Annotated in this window: 14 protein-coding genes and 1 riboswitch; of the genes, 7 read left to right on the forward strand and 7 right to left on the reverse strand. The window is 70.2% G+C overall.

What is annotated here, in order from left to right; all coding sequences use genetic code 11:
• Position 1 precedes the first annotated feature (1 nt).
• Positions 2-460 (reverse strand): ATP-binding protein, encoded by a 459-nt coding sequence (locus tag ABZY11_RS21885; RefSeq protein ID WP_356480733.1) that lies wholly within the window; start codon positions 458-460, stop codon positions 2-4.
• Between the two features lie 222 nt (positions 461-682).
• Here ABZY11_RS21885 and ABZY11_RS21890 point away from each other — a divergent pair, with 222 nt between their 5' ends.
• From ABZY11_RS21890 to ABZY11_RS21905, 4 genes are all read left to right on the forward strand, one after another.
• Positions 683-1,555 carry a helix-turn-helix transcriptional regulator gene (locus tag ABZY11_RS21890; protein WP_356480734.1) on the forward strand — a complete coding sequence of 291 codons (873 nt, stop codon included), beginning with the start codon at positions 683-685 and terminating at the stop codon, positions 1,553-1,555.
• A 13-nt stretch (positions 1,556-1,568) separates the two neighbouring features.
• Positions 1,569-1,766: a DUF397 domain-containing protein gene (locus ABZY11_RS21895; protein WP_356480735.1), complete on the forward strand. Its 198-nt coding sequence runs from the start codon at positions 1,569-1,571 to the stop codon at positions 1,764-1,766.
• Positions 1,767-1,888: 122 nt separating this feature from the next.
• Positions 1,889-5,518 (forward strand): type I restriction endonuclease, encoded by a 3,630-nt coding sequence (locus ABZY11_RS21900; RefSeq protein WP_356480736.1) that lies wholly within the window; start codon positions 1,889-1,891, stop codon positions 5,516-5,518.
• Positions 5,519-5,522: 4 nt separating this feature from the next.
• Positions 5,523-6,341: a SprT family zinc-dependent metalloprotease gene (locus ABZY11_RS21905; protein WP_356480737.1), complete on the forward strand. Its 819-nt coding sequence runs from the start codon at positions 5,523-5,525 to the stop codon at positions 6,339-6,341.
• A 32-nt stretch (positions 6,342-6,373) separates the two neighbouring features.
• Here ABZY11_RS21905 and ABZY11_RS21910 read toward each other — a convergent pair whose 3' ends face one another.
• Together ABZY11_RS21910 and ABZY11_RS21915 are read right to left on the reverse strand one after the other, a co-directional pair.
• Positions 6,374-7,129, reverse strand: coding sequence for a GNAT family N-acetyltransferase (locus ABZY11_RS21910; RefSeq protein WP_356480738.1), 756 nt, complete (start codon positions 7,127-7,129; stop codon positions 6,374-6,376).
• A 76-nt stretch (positions 7,130-7,205) separates the two neighbouring features.
• Entirely contained in the window at positions 7,206-8,264 is a 1,059-nt protein-coding gene (locus ABZY11_RS21915) for an NlpC/P60 family protein (protein WP_356480739.1), read from the reverse strand.
• A gap of 314 nt (positions 8,265-8,578) precedes the next feature.
• Here ABZY11_RS21915 and ABZY11_RS21920 point away from each other — a divergent pair, with 314 nt between their 5' ends.
• Positions 8,579-8,932: a hypothetical protein gene (locus ABZY11_RS21920; RefSeq protein WP_356480740.1), complete on the forward strand. Its 354-nt coding sequence runs from the start codon at positions 8,579-8,581 to the stop codon at positions 8,930-8,932.
• Positions 8,933-8,987: 55 nt separating this feature from the next.
• Here the strand turns inward: ABZY11_RS21920 and ABZY11_RS21925 are convergent, their stop codons facing one another.
• Positions 8,988-10,157, reverse strand: a complete 1,170-nt coding sequence (locus ABZY11_RS21925) for an NlpC/P60 family protein (RefSeq protein ID WP_356480741.1) — start codon at positions 10,155-10,157, stop codon at positions 8,988-8,990.
• A riboswitch (cyclic di-AMP (ydaO/yuaA leader) is annotated at positions 10,156-10,321 on the reverse strand. It overlaps the preceding gene by 2 nt.
• A gap of 258 nt (positions 10,322-10,579) precedes the next feature.
• Here ABZY11_RS21925 and pcrA point away from each other — a divergent pair.
• Complete coding sequence (gene pcrA, locus ABZY11_RS21930) at positions 10,580-13,045, forward strand: DNA helicase PcrA (RefSeq protein WP_356480742.1); 2,466 nt, start codon at positions 10,580-10,582, stop codon at positions 13,043-13,045.
• Positions 13,046-13,089: 44 nt separating this feature from the next.
• Here the strand turns inward: pcrA and ABZY11_RS21935 are convergent, their stop codons facing one another.
• Together ABZY11_RS21935 and ABZY11_RS21940 are read right to left on the reverse strand one after the other, a co-directional pair.
• Complete coding sequence (locus ABZY11_RS21935) at positions 13,090-14,574, reverse strand: M23 family metallopeptidase (RefSeq protein ID WP_356480743.1); 1,485 nt, start codon at positions 14,572-14,574, stop codon at positions 13,090-13,092.
• 242 nt (positions 14,575-14,816) lie between these two features.
• Positions 14,817-15,701, reverse strand: coding sequence for an alpha/beta fold hydrolase (locus ABZY11_RS21940; RefSeq protein ID WP_356480744.1), 885 nt, complete (start codon positions 15,699-15,701; stop codon positions 14,817-14,819).
• A 347-nt stretch (positions 15,702-16,048) separates the two neighbouring features.
• Between ABZY11_RS21940 and ABZY11_RS21945 the strand changes: the two genes are divergently transcribed.
• Positions 16,049-16,462 (forward strand): cobalamin B12-binding domain-containing protein, encoded by a 414-nt coding sequence (locus tag ABZY11_RS21945; RefSeq protein WP_124716864.1) that lies wholly within the window; start codon positions 16,049-16,051, stop codon positions 16,460-16,462.
• 129 nt (positions 16,463-16,591) lie between these two features.
• Here the strand turns inward: ABZY11_RS21945 and ABZY11_RS21950 are convergent, their stop codons facing one another.
• Complete coding sequence (locus ABZY11_RS21950) at positions 16,592-17,965, reverse strand: DUF5691 domain-containing protein (protein ID WP_356480745.1); 1,374 nt, start codon at positions 17,963-17,965, stop codon at positions 16,592-16,594.
• Positions 17,966-18,020: the final 55 nt, after the last annotated feature.

The following is an 18,020-nucleotide window of genomic DNA, read 5'->3' on the forward strand; positions in this document are numbered from 1 at the left end:
CTCACGGCCCGAACTCCGGACCCTCACTGGAGAGCTTGAGCTCAGCCCAAACCGCCTTCCCGATCCCGTTCCTGCGCGGGCACGTCCCCCACCGGTCGGCGAGGGCGATCACCAGTGCCAAGCCGCGGCCGTCCTCGTCGTCGATTCCGGCCGGGCGCGGCTTCGGGAGGTCGTCGTTCGCGTCGGCCACCTCCACACGCAACGTGCTGTCGTAGAGCGCGAATCGCGTTCCGATCTCCCGGCCGGGCGACACCCGGCCGTGCTCGACGGCGTTGGTGACGAGTTCGGAGAGCAGCAGCACCGCTGTCTCGGCCGGCTCGTCGTCGATTTTCCACTCGATGAGTTGCTGCCGCAGGGCTGCCCGCGCCCGGCCGGCGCTTCTGCGGTGGCGGGGGAAGCGGTGGCGGGCTTCGGCGCCGGTGACGGACATGGCCGTGGGCGATTCTCCGGATGCAGACACAGGGGTGCCCCCTCAAGAGCGCGTGGCTGGATGGCGGTTTGGCCTGGCGTGGCCGCCCGCAGAAAGTTGCCGTGCGTGAGCAAGAGGCAACTATCCGCATAGTGTGGTGCCGCGCTCGCACGGTGCAAGCGGAACACCTAAGTTCACTCCATCTGATGCTGACGCTGGGTATGTTGGTCGTCGCGAAGAGTGCGCGATGGGAAGTTCGGTTGAGGGGGCGTTATGCCAGTGCTGGAGAATCCAACGGTCCGTCGCCGGGTGCTGGGGGCGAACCTGCGGCGGCTGCGCGATGAGCAGGGTCGACTGCTCGAAGATGCCGCTCAGGAGCTCGGATGTCACCCGGCAAAGGTCAGCCGGATCGAGTCGGGGCGCAGCGGGATCCGTCAACTCGACCTCAAAGTGCTGCTCGACTTCTACGGCGTCAAAGACGCGAGGACTCGCGAAGGGTGGCTTGCCCTTGCACGCGAGAGCCGACGGCAGCGCTGGTGGCGGGAGTTGGAGGATCAGCTTCCGCAGGACTTTCTCGACCTGATCGGTCTGGAGGATGAGGTCGCCGGATGTCGCGGCTTCCAGCCGAGCATCATTCCCGGGCTGTTCCAGACCGAGGCGTACGCGACGGCCGTCATCCAGGGCGGCTCGGCCGGGCCTCCCAGTGAGGCGCAGCTCACCAAGGTGCGCGTTCGGCTCGAACGCCAGAAGGCGATGACGGGGCGTCGACCGGAACCGCTCCACGTGTGGATGGTCCTCGGAGAGGCGGCGTTGAGACAGCAGATCGGCGGGCGGGCAGTGCTTCGGGAGCAGTTGCTGCATCTGGTGGAGATGGCACAGCTTCCGAACGTCACGTTGCAGGTACTACCCTTCTCGGCAGGGGCCTGCAAGGGTGGCATGTTGCCCTTTCTGCTTTACAGTTTCCCAGCTCCGGCGGAGCTGGAAGTGGTGCTTCTGGAGAGCTTCACGAGCCACGCTTACCTCGAAGGGCCCGGGGATACGGCGCACTACAACGGAGTCTTCGATCACGTGCGAGCAACAGCGTTGAGCGCACTGGACTCGGAGGCGCTGATGGTCAGCCTGGCCGACGAACTGGCCCGCAGCTAAGGAAGAACGGCAGATGTCCTCTGATCGGTCCGAGTGGTTCAAGAGTTCCTACAGCCAGCAGAACGGCGAGTGCGTAGAAGTTCGCCGTTCGGAAGCCGGTCTGGACCTGCGCGACACCAAGGACCGCCGGGCCGGCATCCTCGCCTTCACCGCCACCGCCTGGAGCGCCTTCCTCGGGGACGTGAAGCAGGACGCATCCCGCACCGTATAGCCGCGAACACCCCCAAGCCCCTGGCCGTTGCCAGGGGCTTTCGCGCACTCCGCCTCCCCCTGTGATCTCCTGGCGCAGAATGGGCGGACAGTCGGGCGGTTCACTCGGAGGGGCGCGGGCGGATGGTACGGGGTGCGGTTGGGCGGGACGAAGTCGAGCGGGACGAAGTCGAGCGGCCGTTCATCGAGCAGCTCAAAGCGATGGGCTGGGAGCACATCCACGGCTCCGATCTCGCCGACGACGAGCGCTCCCGTAACGACGTACTGCTGACCAAGCGCCTCGCCGCAGCCGTTCGGCGCATCAACCGATTGCCGGGCACCGGGGATGCCTGGATGACGGAGACCGATGCCGAGCGGGCCGTCGATGATCTGCGACGGGCCGCCCGCAGCGTGTCCGCGCAGTCGTTGCTCCGGGCCAATGGCGATGCCACGGCCCTGCTGTTGCGCGGCACTCCGATGACCGGTCCGCAGGACAAGGACTTCCTCGTCCAGTTCGTCGACTGGGAGTGGGAGGGGCGCGACGACGCCGAGATCCTCCGGCGGAATCGGTTCCTCGTCGTTGACCAGTTCCGTGTCCGGAAGGCCGACGGCAAGGACGCCGTCCTCGATCTCGTTCTGTTCGTGAACGGAATCCCTGTTGCCGTCGTCGAGTGCAAGAGCCCCGAACGCAAGGACGCCATCGGTGACGCGGTCCGGGACCTGCGGAGGTACGCCGGAAGGCCGCTGGAGCACGACGCCCGCACGGAGTCGGGGAGCCCCGGCGGCGTGCCGGAACTGTTCGTGCCCGCCCAGTTGTTGATCGCCGCGAGTGGGAGGACCGCAGCCCTCGGCACGATCTCCGCCGCCGAGGAGCACTACGCCGCCTGGCACAGCGTCGAGCCGGACTACGCCGACGACCGGGCCCTGCGCGCCGCGCTGCAGGCGTCGAAAATCCTGCGCGGCGACGCCAAACTGACCGGACAGCACAAGCTGATCGCGACCGTGCTGAAGCCGCGCAACCTGCTGAACATCATCCGGCACTACGTCTTCGAGCTGCCCGTCAAGACCAAGGAGGGCGAACCTCCGCTCACGGTCAAGGCGGTCTGCCGGCATCAGCAGTACCGGGCCGTGGAGAAGATCGTCCACAAGCTGCGGACCGGCCGCAAGCGAGGCGAGTCCGGTGCCGAGGACGACGAGCGCGGCGGCGTCATCTGGCACACCCAGGGCTCCGGAAAGAGCCTCACCATGTCGTTCCTGGCCCGACGGCTGCACATGAGCCGGGATCCGGAGCTGAATCGCTTCACCCTGCTCGTGGTCACCGACCGAAAACAGCTTCAGCAGCAGCTGTCCGCGGCCGTGCGGGTCAGCGGCAGCACCATCCGTATCGCCAAGTCCCAGGCCGACGTGGAGGGCATGCTCCAGCGGGCGGGCAAGCCGGGCGGCCGGGCCGTGATCTTCGCGATGATCCAGAAGTATCTGGGGCGGATCCCCGGGTTCGTCGGGGAGACGGACGGCGACGACCGGGAGTTCGCCGAGGAGTTCAAGCAGGCACATGGTCGGATCTCCGCGGGGGCGGACCCGGCCGAGGTCGCGGACCCGACGCCCGACGAGGCCACCACCGAGGCGGTAAGACGCCGGTTCACGGAGTGCAGCACCGAGTCGCGTGTGCTGGTCCTGGTCGACGAAGCGCACCGTTCGCACACCTCCGTACTGCACGCGTGCCTGCGGGACTCCGTCCCCAACGCCGCCCGGATCGGCTTCACCGGTACGCCCATCATGACGGGCAAGCTGAAGGACACCGGCCGGATCTTCGGCCTGGAACCGGGCAACACCTTCCTCGACTCGTACCGGATGGAAGAGGCGGAGAAGGACAAGGTCGTCGTTCCCGTCCGGTACGAAGGACGTGCCGGGCAGGGCAGGATCAACAAGAAACAGGAACTCGACGTCAAGTTCGAGGACCTCATCGCGAAGCTGAGCGAGGACGATCAGCCCAAGGCGCGCAGGGGCACGAAGCCGACGAGCAGGGATGTCGCCGAATCCTTCCCGATGATCCGGGCCAAGGCCGTCGACATGCTGGAGCACTACGTCACGGGGCCGCTCACCGGTGGCTTCAAGGCCCAGGTGGCGGCGGTCAGCAGGCGGGCGGCCGTGCATTACCGGGATGCCCTGCGCGACGCCCGCGCCGAGCTGCTGGCCAAGGTGAGGGCGTTCGACGGCGCGGCCCGCGAGGCGCTGCGGGCGAAGAAGCCGGAGGAGTACACCCGGGAGGACATCCTCCTGCTGCGTGCCTGGCAGTACCAGGAAGTGCTGCGGCGGATGGACTTCGTGCCCGTGATCTCGGAGGGCGACGAACGCAAGGGCGGCCTGTGGCGGGAGTGGACCGACCCGAAGAGCCAGGAAGAGCACATCGAGCGGTTCCTGGAGCCGTTCCCTCACCTGCCCCCCGACAACCCGTGGGCAGTCGAGCACCCCGAAGAGACCGACCCGCTGCCGGGCGGCACCGTCGGTCTGAACCCCTGGAGCAATGAGGTCCCGGATACTCCGGTCGAAAAGCCTCCGATCGCCTTCCTGATCGTGAAGTCGATGCTGCTGACCGGATTCGACGCCCCGATCGAGCAGGCGCTGTACCTGGACCGCCCGATCCAGGATGCCGAACTGCTCCAGGCCGTGGCACGCGTCAACCGGCCCGCCCGCCTCAAGCGCGAGGGCCGGGTCGTGGACTACTACGGCGTACTGAACAACCTCGCCGTGACCCTGGCCGCCTACCGGGGTGACCCGCCGGTGCTGGACGGGCTGCGCAGCCTGTCCTCGGAGGTACCGGGGATGACGGGTGCGGCGCGGCAGCTCCGCCGGTTCCTCAAGCGGCTGGGTACCGGCGGGCTGGACGGTCCCGGGGGCATGGGGCGGGCGATGATGGCTCTGCACGACCCGGAAGAGCGGGCCGAGTACGACCGGCTTCTCGGGACGTTCCTGGACGCGCTGGAGCGCGTACTCCCGCACGAGGCGGCCCTGGAGCTGATGCCGTACGCCCGGCGATGGACCCAGTTGCAGTTGCGGGTCCGCAGGCACTACCGCGACGAGTCGGGCGGCACGTTCTCGATGCGGGGCTACGGGCGCAAGGTCCGGGCGCTGATCGCCGACCATCTGGAGTTGCCCGAGATCACGCAGGCCATCGCACCGGTCTCCATCCTCGACCCCGATTTCGACGAGATCGTGGGAGGTATCCCCGATGTCCGCGAGTCCGCGGCCGAACACGAGCAGGCGCTCCGCTACCACCTCGAAGAGCGCATTGCGAACGACGACCGCCAGGTGTACCGAGAGCTCTCCGCCGACCTCCAGCAGGTGCTCGACGAATTCGCGGGGCGCTGGGAGGACATCAAGCGGGAACTGGGCCCGCTCATCGACAGGGCACGTCAGGCCGAGCAGGCGGATCCGGAGACGGCAGGCCTGACGCCGGTGGAACGGAAGCTGTACGTCAAGCTCACCGACCACATGGCCGAGCACCCGGTCTTCGGCGAACTCGACCAGGAGTTCCTGCGCGCGCTGACGGTCGACCTCGCCTCTCTCATCTCCGAGCACGTCTCCAGCGCGTCCTGGTCCGGGTTGGAGACCAGCCTGGAGGACCTCCAGGTGCACATCTGGGCCCGGCTGCGGGAGAACAAGCTGCGGCCGGTCGAGGGCGGGCTGAAGCCGCTGACCGTGCTCTCCAATTCGATCGCGGGATTCGCGCAGGATCACGCCGGGGCGTTCCGGGCGGAGCGGCTGGGACAATAAGGGGATGTCCGAGTCGTCGCCCCTCTCCTCCGCCCCGCCCTCGCTCGTCGACGGGCAGGAGCTCACGGTCGACGGCAGGGCGTTCCTGGTGCGGGTGAGCGCACGGCGATCGAAGCTCGGGCTCACAGTCGAGCGGGACGGCTCGCTGACGCTGCGGACGCCGACGGGGTGTGCGGCCCAGCGAGCCGAATCGTTCGTGCGGAACAGCAGGCCGTGGATCGACGACAAACTCCGATTGCGCGATGCGCTGCGCCCGGTGCACCCGGTGCGTGAATTCACCGACGGCGAGACCTACCGGTACCTGGGCCGTGAGTACCGGCTCCTGCTGGTGGACGATCCCGGCGCACCGGTCCGGCTGTCCGCCGGGCGGCTGTGCCTGGACAAGGCCACCGCAGCAGATATGCGACTGGCCCGGCGCGCGGTCACCGCCTGGTATCGCAAGGTGGGACTGGGCTGGGCGCAGGGGCGCCTCCAGCCCTGGGCCGCACGCATGGACGTCGACGAACCGACGGTCACCGTGAGAGATGTCGGGCGCCGCTGGGGCACGTACCGGAACGGCGCCACCCCCGCCGACGGCGGGCGGATGGCTCTCCACTGGGCTGTCTTCCAACTCCCCGCCCAGCTCGTCGACTACGTCATCGCCCATGAACTGGCGCATATCCGGGTGGCCGGGCACGGGCCCGACTACTGGCGGCTGCTGCGTCGGGCCATCCCGGAATGCGAACGTCTCAAGGGGGAACTGGACGAGATGGGGCGGAGGGTCTGGCTGGGGGACGTTCCCGCGGACCCGACGGCACGCGCAAGGGGCGTCCCCGGGGATTGACAGTCCGCGTGCAGTCGAGCCTCGTCCGCAGGTCAGTCGAGCGAGATGTTCAGCTTCTCGCCGATCCTGCGGTAGCCGATCCCCGCGTAGATCCGCTCCACATCGGCGTCGCCCGGCTCCAGCCACACCACCCGGCAGCCGCGCTCGAAGGCGGTCGCGGTGAGATGGGCACAGAGCGCGGCGCCGATGCCGCGGCGGCGGTAGGCGTCGGCCACGGCGAGACCGGCCAGTTCGGTGAGACCGTCGACCGGGACGGAGCAGCCGCCCGCGCCCGCCGGTACGCCGTCGACCGTGGCAAGGGCGGCGACCCCGCCGTCCCGGACCGCGGCGCGCAGCCAGTCCGCCACACCGGCCTCGGGTTCGCCGGTCCCGCCGTATCCGTGGTGCTGGACGAGTGCGGCGGCGTCGAACTCCGCTTCGGTGGCCGGTTCGGCGATCGTGAGGAAGTCCACCGGCTTCGGCGTCAGCAGCTCGCCCGGTGCGCAGGCCATGATCGGGGCCCGGTTCTCGACGGTGAACCCGGCGGCGAGCAGCGCGGGTTCGACCGCGGGCGCCGAGCCGGGCAGGAACTCCAGCCGGGGCAGCCGGTCGTGTTCGCGGAAGACCGCGATCAGCGCGTCGAGATCCTCGGCCGTCGGCTCGGCGTCCTGGTCGGGTATGGCGTAATTGGCGTACTTGAGCGACCAGTTGGGGTTGTAACGCACCGTGAAGGGTCCGACCCGGAGGTGGTCCGGGGAGCGCTGGGCGAGCGTACGGGCATGGGACTGGACATCGGTGTCCATGGGCATGTGGGGTTGTCCTCCAGCCGGTTGATCGATGGCGGGTCGCTCCGACGACGGGCCGACCCGGATCGGAGTCGGGAGCCTATGCCACCCGGGCGGCCCCGGCGAAGGGCATTTGGTCGATCGGCGCGATCCGGACCGGCGCTCCGGGGCGCGGGGCGTGGATCATCTGTCCGTTGCCGATGTAGAGCCCGACATGGCTGATGCCGGAGTAGAAGAACACCAGGTCGCCCGGGGCGAGTTCGGTGCGCGAGACACGCCGGCCGGCGTTGATCTGGGTGTACGTGGTCCGGGGGAGCGAGACACCGGCGGAGCGCCAGGCGGCCTGGGTGAGCCCGGAGCAGTCGAACGAGGAGGGGCCGGTGGCGCCCCAGACGTACGGCTTGCCGAGTGCCCCGTACGCGAACGCGACGGCCTCGGCGGCGCGGGCGTTCGGCGCCCGGACGGGGCCGCGCGCGGTGGCGCGGTCGGCGCGGTCGGCGGTACGCGCGCCGGCCGAACCGTGGTCGGAGTTCTCGTAGGCGCTGCGCTCGGGCGGGGTCAGCCGGGCGAGGAGCTGCTGGGCACCGGCCAGCTTGGTCGTGATCGTCGCCTTGTGCTTCTTCAGTTCGGCCCGGCGGGAGGCGAGTGCGGCCAGCTTCCCCTCGGCCTGCGAGCGCAGCATGGCGATCTGGGCGACCTGATGGCGGACCTTGTCGAGCGCGGCGGCCCGGCGGTCGCCGATCCGGTCCACGTACGACGCCCGCTCCAGGTACTGGTCGGGGTCGGAGGAGAGCGCCAGCTGCACGGACGTGCCGAGGCCGCCGGTGCGGTACTGCGCGGCGGCGAACGAACCCAGCGCGTCGCGCGAGGCGTTGAGGCGCTCGGTCCTGCGGGCGGCCTCGTCGCGCAGGGTGTCGAGGGCGTCCTCCGCGGCGTCGGCCTTCTCCTTCGCGCCGTTGTACTGCTCGGTGGCGACCTCCGCGTCGTGGTACAGCCGGTCCACCTCGGCCTTGACCTGGGCGGGGGTGCGCTGCGGATCGGCGTGCGCCGGGCCCGGCAGTGCGGCGGCGGTGGCGGCCCCGGCGAGGGCGAGGGTCGCCGCGGTGCGGGCAGCAGGGCCGGTGTACGGGCGCTGCTTGGGTTTTCGATGCGCTGCCACGAGGGCGTGCGTCCTTCCTGACGACTGCCCGTCGGGGGCTACCGACGGGCCCGCCACAACTCCTGGCGGGGCGACCGGTGCGCCGTCCGCGTACGGAGCGGCGGTGCGGGCGGTCACCTGATCAGGGACGCTAAACCCGGGGCACGGGCAGGAGTCGTAATGACGCTTATTGTCTGAATTTGGCGTGGCGATGTCGTCCAGTGATCGGGAAAATTGCACCAGAGTCAGGCAATTGGTACAGGTGTGAGTGAAGCGATCGGGAAGGTGTACCTGCCTGCCGAGTGGTGATATGGCCGGGGCTAGGCTGCGGCCTCATGGACGTACTCATTCATGTCTTCGTCGCCCTGCACATCATCGGCATCGCCTCCCTGCTGGGCGGTTTCCTGACCCAGATGAAGGCGATGGGCGCGGGAACGGCCCGGTTCGTCCCGGCGATGCTGCACGGTGCGCTGACCATGCTGGTCACCGGTGTCGCACTGGTCGGGCTGAACGAGGCCGACGGCAACCACGTGAACAACATCAAGATCGGCGTCAAGACGCTGGTCCTGGTCGTCATCCTCGCGCTCGTCTACATCAAGCGGGACGAGGAGACGGTCGACAAGGGCGCCTTCGCGGCGGTGGGCGGACTGACGGTGCTCAACATCTTCATCGCCACGCTCTGGACCTGATCCCGCCCGCGCCGCGCCGCCCCGGCACCGGGGCGGCGCGGCGCGTGGAGGCCTGCTACGCCGGCCGCACGCTGCCGTGGATCGGCATGTAGTAGATCGACTCCTCGCGCACGTTCGCCCCGGGCTTCGGCGCGTGGATCATCATCCCGTCACCCTTGTAGATGCCGACGTGGCTGATGTCGTCGTAGAAGAAGACCAGGTCCCCCGGCCGCAGGTCCGCCGTGGCGACCCGGGTGCCGATCTTGACCTGGTCCCAGGTGGTCCGCGGTATGTCCACGCCCGCCGACTTCCACGCGGCCTGGGTGAGCCCGGAGCAGTCGTACGACGCCGGGCCCGTCGCGCCCCAGACGTACGGCTTGCCGATCTGGGCCCTGGCGAAGGCGAGGACCTTCTCCGCCTTGGTGGTCGCGTCGCTGTCCGAGCCGGTACCGGTGCCCGTGCCGGAGCCAGTCCCTGTACCGCTGCCGGAACCCGACTCCTTCGCGGCCTCCTCGGCCTTGCGGTCCGCCTCCGCCTTCGCGGCGGCCTGCTGCTTCGCCAGCTCCTCGGCCTTGCGCCTGGCCTCCGCCTCCTTCTTGCGCTCGATCTCCGCGAGCCGCGCCTTCTCCTCGGCGGTCAGCTTCGACAGCAGCGTGCGCGCCTCGCCCAGCTTCGTCCGGACGTCCTGCTTGCTGGTGCGCAGCGTGTTCTGCGTCGTCGTCAGCGTCTCCAGGCTCCGCACGGCCTCGGCGCGCTTCTTGGACGCCTTGGCCTGCTGCGTACGGAAGTCCGTGATCGCCTGCTGCTGCCGGCTGGTCATCCGGTCCATCAACTGGCTCTGGTCGAAGTACGACTGCGGGTCGTCGGCCAGGAAGAACGTGGCGTTCGGCGTGATGGAGCCGCTGCGGTACTGCGCGGCCGCGTAGGCGCCGAGCGTCCTGCGCGCCTCGTTGAGCTTGTCGGCGCGCTTCGCGACGTCGTCCAGCAGGGCGTCGACCTTGGCGCGCTGGGCGGCGGAGGCTTCCTTCGCCTGGTTGTACTGCTGGGTCGCGGTGCCCGCCTGCCGGTAGAGCTCGTCGACCTTCTTCTGGACGTCCTCGATGCCGGGCTTCGGATCGGGAGCGGCCGTGGCGCTCTGCGTGGAGAGCAGGGTCACGGACGCCAGTGCCGCCGTGGTGAGCCCGACGGCCGGTGCGGTGGTGCGCACCCGGGTGCGCGGTTTGCGATGCGACGCCAAGGCCGGCATCTCCTTCCGTGGACCGCCTACCGGGTTAGCTGTCGGGTTCGGGCGGAACGGAAGGCTGCCCTACGGTCCGAGTGGGGGATAAGGACCGATTCACCCCGGTGCTGCGTATGGGTCCCCGGTTCCGAACTCCCGCGGAGGCAGCCCGGATTCGGCGGAGGCGCCCGCTCGGCGTGGTTCGCCTCAAGGGGGTACGGGCCGCCCGGTCGAGCACGCTAGCCAACCCATGGTGCTGCTGTGAAGGTTGATGTTCGATATGCCCGATACGTTTTCGTGACCTTGTCGAAGCGGCGTGCCCGGAGCGGGCAAGGGTCCCTGATTCCTTACGCGGTGTGGGCGCGCACCTCCGCTGGGTGTCCGTCGTAGGCGCGCGGTTCGCCATGCGGCCGACGGGTGTCCGTGCGGCGGCCTAGACTCGACAAGCGATGAGCAGCCTCTTTGACGACAGCTTCCTGGCCGGCCTCCAGCACTCGGAGGAAGAGCCCCCGCCGCCCCCCGAGGACTCCGCACCCGAAGCGGTGCCGGAGGACCTCTTCGCGGGCGTGTTCGACGGGCCCCCGCCGCCCAGGGACGCCTACTACCGCGACGGCGCGCACCGCCCCGTCATCGACTCCGCGGCGCTCCTCGACGGGCTGAACACCGAGCAGCGTGCCGCCGTCGTCCACGCGGGGTCCCCGCTGCTCATCGTCGCCGGGGCCGGCTCGGGCAAGACCCGGGTGCTGACCCACCGGATCGCCCACCTCCTCGCGGAGCGCGGGGTGCACCCCGGCCAGATCCTGGCGATCACCTTCACCAACAAGGCCGCGGGCGAGATGAAGGAGCGCGTCGAGCAGCTCGTCGGACCGCGCGCCAACGCGATGTGGGTCATGACCTTCCACAGCGCGTGCGTACGCATCCTGCGCCGCGAGTCGAAGAAGCTCGGCTTCACCTCGTCGTTCTCGATCTACGACGCCGCCGACTCCAAGCGGCTGATGGCCCTGGTCTGCCGCGATCTCGACCTGGACCCGAAGCGCTTCCCGCCGAAGTCGTTCACGGCCAAGGTCTCCAACCTGAAGAACGAGCTGATCGACGAGGAGACCTTCGCCGGCCAGGCCGCGGACGGCTTCGAGAAGACCCTCGCCCAGGCCTACGCGATGTACCAGTCCCGGCTGCGCGAGGCCAACGCGCTGGACTTCGACGACATCATCATGACGACAGTCCACCTGCTCCAGGCGTTCCCGGACGTCGCCGAGCACTACCGCCGCCGCTTCCGGCACGTCCTGGTCGACGAGTACCAGGACACCAACCACGCCCAGTACACCCTCGTACGGGAGCTGGTCGGCCCGGCGGGCGAGGGCGACGCCCCGGCCGAGCTGTGCGTCGTGGGTGACGCGGACCAGTCGATCTACGCCTTCCGCGGCGCGACCATCCGCAACATCCTCCAGTTCGAGGAGGACTACCCGAACGCGACCACGATCCTGCTGGAGCAGAACTACCGCTCCACGCAGACGATCCTGTCCGCCGCCAACGCGGTCATCGAGCGCAACGAGAGCCGCCGCCCCAAGAACCTCTGGACGAACGCCGGCACGGGCGCCCGGATCACCGGCTACGTCGCCGACACCGAGCACGACGAGGCGCAGTTCGTCGCCGACGAGATCGACCGGCTGACCGATGCGGGCGACGCCAAGGCCGGTGACGTCGCGATCTTCTACCGTACGAACGCGCAGTCCCGCGTCTTCGAAGAGATCTTCATCCGCGTCGGCCTGCCCTACAAGGTCGTCGGCGGCGTGCGCTTCTACGAGCGCAAGGAGGTCCGGGACATCCTGGCCTACCTGCGCGTCCTCGCCAACCCGGAGGACACCGTCCCGCTGCGCCGCATCCTCAACGTCCCCAAGCGCGGCATCGGCGAGCGCGCCGAGGCGATGATCGACGCGCTGTCCCTGCGCGAGAAGATCACCTTCCCGCAGGCGCTGCGCCGGGTCGACGAGGCGTACGGCATGGCGGCCCGGTCGGCCAACGCCGTCAAGCGGTTCAACACGCTGATGGAGGAGCTGCGCACGATCGTCGAGTCGGGCGCGGGCCCCGCGGTGGTCCTGGAGGCCGTCCTGGAGCGCACCGGCTACCTCGCCGAACTCCAGGCGTCCACCGACCCGCAGGACGAGACCCGGATCGAGAACCTTCAGGAACTGGCCGCCGTGGCCCTCGAATTCGAGCAGGAGCAGGGGGCGGCCGGCCCTGACGCGGCCCCCGGCACCGGCCCCGGTACTGGCACGCTCGCCGAGTTCCTGGAGAAGGTCGCCCTCGTCGCCGACTCCGACCAGATCCCCGACGAGGACGAGGACGGCTCCGGTGTCATCACGCTGATGACGCTGCACACCGCGAAGGGCCTCGAATTCCCGGTCGTCTTCCTGACCGGCATGGAGGACGGCGTCTTCCCGCACATGCGGGCGCTCGGACAGGTGAAGGAGCTGGAGGAGGAGCGGCGGCTCGCCTACGTCGGCATCACCCGGGCCCGCGAGCGGCTCTACCTGACCCGGGCGGCGATGCGCAGCGCGTGGGGTCAGCCCTCGTACAACCCGCCGTCGCGGTTCCTGGAGGAGATCCCGGACCAGCACCTGGAGTGGAAGCGGACCGGGCCGATGGCGGCCCCGGCCGGACCGACGTCGGGGATCACGTCGTCGCTGTCCGCGTCGCGTGCGCGCTCCGGCCCCTCGGGCTTCGCGACCCGGCGGACCTCGGACAAGCCGACGATCACGCTGACCGTCGGGGACCGGGTCACGCACGACCAGTTCGGGCTCGGCACGGTCACGGCCGTTGAGGGCATCGGTGACCAGGCGAAGGCCACGGTCGACTTCGGCGACGAGCGACCGAAGAAGCTGCTGCTGCGGTACGCGCCGGTCGAGAAGCTGTAGGCGGGGCGGCAGCGGTCGGGGGCCGCGGCCCCCGACCGGGTGGCTCAGCCCGGGTTGACGCCGTGGCTGCGGAGCCAGGGCAGCGGGTCCACCGCCGAACCGCCGCCGGGCCGCACCTCGAAGTGCAGGTGCGGGCCGGTCGAGTTCCCGGTGTCGCCCGAGTACGCGATGACGTCACCGGCCTTGACCGGGCCCGAGCGGATCCTGGTGCCACTGAGGTGGCAGTACCAGGTCTCGGTCCCGTCGGCCATGGTGACGATGGCCATGTTCCCGTAGGCGCTGTTCAGCTGGGTACGCACGGTGCCGTCCGTCGCGGCCATCACCGGCGTGCCCTCCATGACCGGGAAGTCGATGCCCGTGTGCACGGACATCCAGTTGACGCCCGCCTGGCCGAAGTACGCGCTGAGGCCGTGCCGCTTGACCGGCATGACGAACTTGGGGCGCAGCGCCTCCTTGCGGGCGGCCTCTTCCTCGCGCTTCTTCTTCTCGGCGGCCTGCCGCTCCCGCAGGTCGATGCGTTCCTGGGTGCGGCTGGCGCGGTCGGCGAAGTTCTCGGCGTCGGCGCTGAGGTTGGCGAGCTGGGTGTCCAGCTTGTTGTTGGCCGCGCCCGCCTTGACCGAGCCGGGGTCGGCCGCCGCCATCCTGGTGCTGTCGTCCTTCTTGTCCTCGCCGCCCAGCCCGCCGACCGAGGCCGCGGCGATTCCGGCCACGCTCATCACGCAGGCGGAGGGGATGGCGACGGTGAGGAGCGCGGAACGCTTCGCGGGGGAACGCCGCCGACTGCGGCTGCCGCCGCGGGTGGCGGGACGGCTGAGCGTGCGCTGCGAGCCGGGTGCGGCCTCCGCGAGGTCCGTGACGTCCGCGCCGTCCGCCTCGTCCGCGTCACCCGTGCTGTCCGCGCCGTCGGTGAGGTAGGGCTCGTAGGGGTCGTAGGAACCCAGGTCGGCGTAGGTCTCGTAGGTTCCGTGCGCCTCGTGTGCCGGCGGCGCTTCGTGCGACACCTGTGCGGTTTGCTCAGTTTGCGCGATTTGCTGCTCGTGCTCGGGCGTGGCGCCGGTGTTCCAGGCAGTGGCGTCGTACGCGCCGGTGTCGTACGAGGCCGAGTCGCTCGTGGCCCACTGGCCGTTCGGGTGCCAGCCGCTGGTGTCCCACTGACCGGAGACGTCCGGCGCGCCGCCCTGTGCCGGGATGCCGGCGAACGTGGCGGTGGCGGTGGTCGCTTCCGTGCCGTAGTCGGCCATGGGCGTCCAGGTGGCCGTGGTCTCGTACGTCGGCCCTGCCTCGTACTGCTGCTGGGGCTGCGCGGCGTACGGGGCGTAGGCGTCGTACGAGGTGGTCGGGTGTGCGCCCGTGTCCCACTGGGTGGAGTCGTACTGGCCGCTGTAGCCGGACTGCCCGGCGCCGTAGCCGCTGCCGTACGCGCCGTCGTGACCGCCGGGGAGCGAGCCGAAGAGCGGATCGCTGTCGAAGCTGCCGGTCGCCTCGCTGTCGTATCCGGCGTACCCGGCGTGGGGGTGCTGGTCGTTCACCAACTTCTCTCTCGCCTCGGCAGCAGGACCTGTGCTCTGGGGTCCGGCGGGGGGATCCCAGGGGGAGCAGTGGCCGCGACTGTACCCGGCGGTACGTGACGCCGACAATCTTCGGCGGGCATGGGCGGCTCAGGAAACGGGCAATCGGCCGTCTTTCGACGGACTGCGCACACAGCCTTGGCTCTATGTTCGAAACGCGTTCTATTTGTGGCGTCGTCGCCGGCTCGGCCGACCCGTTCGGCTCAGGCGGCTCCCGCGGTTCCGGTGGCCTCGATCGTCGGTTCGCGGGATTCCAGCGCCTGCCGGACCGCGGCGGCGACGGCCGGATGCACCGGCAGCGCGAGATGGCCGATCCCGGTGACGCGTACGTTCAGCGCGTCGAGATCCGGATGGTCGATCCGGGCCGCCTCGGCAGGGACGATCACCCGGTCGAGCTCGCTCCAGAAGCTCACGAACCGGGTGCGGCAGCCGGGCGCGGGCCTGCGCAGCTCCTCGATCGGTGCGGACCCCGTACGCATCTGCCGCACGATGGGATGGGCGCTCGCCAGCGGGGCGGCGGCCGTGCCCGCGTGCGGTGTGCCGAGGGTGACCAGGGTGCGGACCCGCTGGTCGCCGCCCAGCAGCTGTACGTAGTAGCGGGCGATCAGGCCGCCGAGGCTGTGCCCGACGATGTCGACCTCGCGGTGTCCGGTGCGCGCGCAGATCTCCTCGACATGCCGCCCGAGCAACTCGGCCGCCGTTCGGATGTCGCAGGTCAGCGGTGAGTAGTTGAGCGATTCCAGGTGGTGCCAGCCGTGCCGGGCCAGGGAACGGCGCAGCAGGACGAAGACCGAACGGTTGTCGATGAAGCCGTGCAGCAGGACGACCGGGGGGCGGTCGTCGCCCTCGGCGGGGAGGGCGGAGCACCCGGCCGAGGTGGTGGGCGTGGCGCCGGGGGGTGTGGTGTGCGGTCCGGCCGGGCGTGGCGTGGTCGGTCGTTCCCCGGTGATGCCGGTGGGGTAGAGGAGGACGTGCCCGGCGAGAACCATCAGCTCCAGCGCGGTGGCCTTCAGCAGTGCGGATGACGGTGGGGCGGGGAGCGGGCACGGTCGGCACAGCGATAGGGGAAGACAAGGCAGGACCTTCATGGCCGACCTCCTGCTACGGCAAGCGGGGGCCGCGGCTCCGGCCCCGGATGCCCTCTCGCGGGGTGCCGCTACGGAGGTGCGGACGGCCGGACGGGCCGTGGGGCATGCCGTACCGCCGTGCCGCGCGGCTGACGGCGCGGTGGTACGGCTACCTAGCAGCTCCCCTGGCGGCCGGTCCCGCGCGGCAGGTCTGCCGCGTGATGCCGGGAACGGCGCCCGGTGAACATGTCCCACGTGTGATTTCCCCCTCCCCGTCCACCGCGAAACGACGGCTTGCGGGATGCTGTAGATAACGTTCGTTCACATCCCCGGCCCTTCAGGCACGGGAGACGCATGTGGAGGCAGTGATGGGTGTGACCGGTCCGATCCGTGTGGTGGTGGCGAAGCCGGGCCTGGACGGCCATGATCGTGGGGCCAAGGTGATCGCCAGGGCGCTGCGCGATGCGGGTATGGAGGTCATCTACACCGGGCTCCACCAGACGCCCGAGCAGATCGTGGACACCGCGATCCAGGAGGACGCAGACGCGATCGGCCTCTCGATCCTCTCCGGTGCGCACAACACACTCTTCGCCAAGGTGATCGAGCTGTTGAAGGAGCGCGAGGCGGAGGACATCAAGGTCTTCGGCGGCGGCATCATCCCGGAGGCGGACATCGCGCCGCTGAAGGACCAGGGCGTCGCGGAGATCTTCACCCCGGGCGCCACCACGACGTCGATCGTCGACTGGGTCAACGCGAACGTCCGCCACCCCGCGGAAGCCTGACCCTTCTCGTACCTCGTACCTCGTACCTCGTACCTCGCACCCGTACCTGCGGCTGTGGGTACGGGTGCGAGGGCGTCGTCCGTTCCGCCGCCGTCTTCGGCTGCGTCTTCGTCTTCGTTTTCGGCTTTGTCAGGTCGGTATCAGCTCCGAGTCCATCGCCGCGCGCAGCCGCAAGGTGGAGACCAGCCGCTGGAAGGCCTCGGACCAGTAGCCGTTCGCGCCCGGTGAGGCGTCCTCCGGTTCGTCCGGGGTGGTGGTGAGGACCTCCAGGCGGTCCGCTTCGGCCGGGTTCAGACAGCGTTCGGCGAGACCCATCACGCCGCTGAAGCTCCAGGGGTAGCTGCCCGCGTCCCGGGCGATGTCCAGGGCGTCGACGACCGCGCGGCCCAGCGGTTCGGCCCAGGGGGTCGGGCAGACCCCCAGGAGCTGGAAGGCCTCCGACAGTCCGTGCGCGGCGACGAAGTCGGCCACCCAGCCGGCCCGCTCGGCCGTGGGGAGTATGCCGAGGAGCTTCGACCGTTCGGCGAGGGAGGCCGTACCGGGGCCGTTCGACGGCGGGACGGAGGGGGCGCCGAGCAGCGCGCGGGCCCACTCGGGGTCCCGTTGCCGCACCGTTGCCCGGCACCATGCCGCGTGCAGTTCCTCGGCCCAGCCGTCCGCGACCGGAAGGCCGACGATCTCCCGCGCGGTGCGGCCACCGAACCGTGCCGGCCAGGTGGCGAGCGGCGTCGCCTCCACCAACTGGCCCAGCCACCACGACCGTTCCCCCCGTCCGGACGGCGGCGCGGCCACCACGCCGTCGCGCTCCATCGCGGCATCGCATTCGTGCGGCGCCTCCACGGCGACCGAGGCCTCGTCGCCGGTGACGTCCGGGCTCACACAGGACAGGGCGCGGGACGCCATCCGGCCGGCGAGCGCCGACTCCGGCAGCGCGGAGAGCAGTTCGGCGGCTGTCGAGCGGACATTGCGGCTGCGGTCGGAGAGCGCCTGTTCGAGGAAGGGCTCGTCCACCGCGGACAGTCCGGTGCGCAGCGAGTCGAGGAACATCAGCCGGTCCTCGGCCCGCTCGGTGCTCCAGGTGGTCGCGAGCAGCACGAGCGCTGCGGCGGGATCGCGGGCCCGGACAGCTCCGAGCAGGGCGACCCGTTCGGCGAACAGGCCCTCCTCCCACAGCCGGGTCACCGCTTCCGGCTCCGTCGGGTCGGGCAGCGACGAGCCACCGGACGAGCCGCGCAGCGCGAACTTCCACTCGGGGTTCAGCCCGGCCAGCCAGAGCCCGCGCGGCCCGGCGAAGGCCAGGGCCTGCGGCCGCAGGTCGGTACGGGCCCTGGCCGCGTCGAGCAGGGCCGGGAGCAGTGCGGCCGGGGCCCGGAAGCCTTGCTGGTTGGCCGTGGCCAGCCACTGCGGGATCAGCTCCGTGAGATCGGGAGCCGCACCGCGCCGGCCTCCCGAGCCGCCCGATGCCGACCGGTCCGCCAGCAGTTGGGCCGTCGACGGCGTCATCGAGGAGACCCTGCGCTACGCGACCGTGCTGCAGTTCGGCCTGCTGCGCGTCGCC

Origin of the sequence: Streptomyces sp. NPDC006510 (assembly GCF_040611955.1) — a bacterium.
GTDB lineage: Bacteria > Actinomycetota > Actinomycetes > Streptomycetales > Streptomycetaceae > Streptomyces.